Origin of the sequence: Microcoleus sp. B3-D2 (assembly GCF_036705345.1) — a bacterium.
Taxonomy (GTDB): domain Bacteria; phylum Cyanobacteriota; class Cyanobacteriia; order Cyanobacteriales; family Microcoleaceae; genus Microcoleus.
Map to the genome: position 1 here is coordinate 62,009 of NZ_JAUBUG010000043.1, position 2,801 is coordinate 64,809.

Annotated in this window: 1 protein-coding gene; it reads right to left on the reverse strand. The window is 49.5% G+C overall.

From position 1 onward, the window contains the following. The coding region (locus tag QUB14_RS17365; RefSeq protein WP_333218281.1) for a DUF4347 domain-containing protein at positions 1-2,292 on the reverse strand (2,292 nt) is incomplete at its 3' end. Positions 2,293-2,801: the final 509 nt, after the last annotated feature.

Consider the following 2,801-nt stretch of genomic DNA (forward strand, 5'->3'; position numbering starts at 1 on the left):
TGGCGCTGGTGCGGGTGTCGGAGTTGGCGCCGGTGCGGGTGTCGGAGTTGGCGCCGGTGCGGGTGTCGGAGTTGGCGTCGGTGCGGGTGTCGGAGTTGGCGCCGGTGCGGGTGTCGGAGTTGGAGTTGGTGCGGGTGTCGGAGTTGGCACCGGTGCGGGCGTCGGAGTTGGCACCGGGACGACACTACCTCCCAATTCAAAAGAGCCGCTGTCCACGATCGCGCCTGGAATGGTGTCGCCATCTTGAGGGCGAGTCAGGCCGCGCTGATCCGTAGTGGGTGCGCCGGTGGCAATCCCTTTATCAATTGCCGGACTTCCTATCAGCAGCGGCCTGACTAAAGCGCCGTTGAGGGTTTGCAAAGGGCCAAGTAAGGGGTCTGCGATCGTAATACTTGCCGTCGCATTGTAATCGTTGAAGTTAGTGGTTTTTTTGACAGGCCACTGAAAATTGCCACCTTGGTCAGTTAGTTCGCTGCTGGTGTGCTGCTGAATGCCAAACTCATTCCCCGCCGTGTTGTTAGAAAAAATCGTGTTCTTGACGCTGACAGGCTTTCCTTCCGCAGCCGAGATGCCTCCGCCAACCCAACGGGCGAAATTATCGGCAATGGTGGTGTTGAGGATGGTTGTGGGGGCATAAAGAGCCATTGCACCGCCGACATTGCCGTAAAAGTCGGTAGTCCCAGTAACTTGGTTGCCAGAAAAGGTGCTGTTGGTAATCGTGGTAGGCGCATCCATGATCCACATTGCCCCACCTTGAGCGGGGGCTTTGTTGCCAGCAAAGGTGGTGTTGGAGACCGTAAGTCCTTTGTTGAGGCCGTTGCTCAAATTCACCAACCCGCCTCCAACTCCGTTGTTGCCACCGGGAAGCGACAGAATTTCGTTGTTTTGGAAGGTGCTGTCTGCAATACTTACGCTATCTTGGGTGCCGGTAAACAGATAAGCTGCTCCGCCTTCGCCTCGCCCTTTGTTGTCTTGAAATACACTTTTGGTGATCTTAATTGTCCCGGAAGCTTCGCTGGGATTGCTGGCTCTGTCTGTGTAAATAGCGCCACCGTTACCCCTTAAACCAGGGTTAACTTGGCCTGTTGCGTAAGAGGCTGCGGTGGTGTCGTTGCCGATGAATCGGGAGTTGTCAATTGTCAGCTTACCTTGAAGGCTGTTAATCGCCCCGCCGTTAATTCCTTTGTTGTTGGTGAAGTCGCTGTTGGTGACTGTAATTGTTTTGAAACTCAAAAAGCCGATCGCACCTGCACCGCGTTCATCGTTAGCTCCGGTGGCTACGTTGCCGTTGAATTTACTGTTGGTAACAGTCAGGGTATTGTTGAAATTACCGAAAATTGCGCCACCGCCTTTATCGGCGACGTTGTTGTTGAACTGAACGTTTTCTACTGTGAGGTTTACTTCGTCGGTTGTGCCGATCGCGCCACCTCGATCCGTAGTTTTGCCGTTAGTAATAATCAGGTTTTTGACAACAAAATTGGTAGCAGTTGCAACGTTGGCATTGACAAAAAAGGCGCGGGATGCGTTGTTGCCGCTGATGGTTAAACCGGGTGCGGCGGCGCCGTCAATGGTGATGTTTTTGCCAACGGGAATATCGAGTTGACCGCTGGTGAGGGTAATGGTTTGGCTGGCTAAACCTGGAGCGAAGGTGATGATATCGCCGGCAACAGCGGTGGCGATCGCAGCCCTTAATGAACCGGGCCCGCTATCGCTATTGTTGGCTACTACGATCGTAGCTAAATCACCTTGGTAACTAGCCATAGCCTCTGGCTGCAAGGCTAAGGGAGATTCAATTTGACCCCTAGCAAATTCTAAATTCCAGTCGCCGCCGCGGCCGGTTGTGTTGGTGGATGCCGCAACGTCAGCCCCGGTTAATTCACTGAATCGATCGACGAAATTAGCACCTGTACCGCCTGCTACATCGCAGCCGTACAGCATGATGTCTGCTTGTGGGGCTAGTGAACTTTTCCACTTTTCCAACTGGCTTTTGTATTGCTCTAGGTTATCTGAACCCAGAGCGGTATTGCCTAATTGTAGGCTGCCAGAACTGCCGTGAGAAATAATGTGAACCGAGTCTAGCGCCCCCTTAGTAGAGGCGTATTTTTCCATCTCGGAGGTGATTTGTTCGATGCCGTTTTTGGTGCGATCGAGTATTACTACCTGCTGTCCCGGCAGCACTCCCGCTGTAATTGACTCGTAATCTTCCACGCCGGAGTCAATGAAGACTAATGAGCGCAGTGGCCGGTTTTCAAGAGAAGATTGTGAGTTAACTTGAGCGAACGTAGAACTCATATTGGAGACTCCATTAAGGGCATTATTAGTAGATACACCCTGGAGTAACCTCATCAGACTTATTTGATTATATCTTAACACTAAATTGAGACATAGTGTTCTTTTTTAAAATTTTTATTTATTTATTTGGCTCGGCATTTCCCTGTTGTGTCTTGACTACCTTGGAAAAATCAACTTCTACCGCTGGGAATATATTACAACATTTATCGCGCCTATTCAAATAAATAAATCTAGGTTGTACCAGCAAATTTTTGCTACATTACTTTGCTAACAGTAGTCTGATTTCTGGTAGTCGGAAATGGTGGAGGTAATTTCCCCCCGAATAACTTCTCTTAATTATATTTAGTAGTTTTTATTTGAGTATGATATGTTACTTATACGCACAAGGCACTACAGTTTACCTAGCTGTATTTCATCCAAGGTAAAACTGAATTATAGCGTTTCTCAGATAGATGAGGTACAATAACAGCAGTGAGTAAACCAATTCCTCATATCGGATAATGTAACTT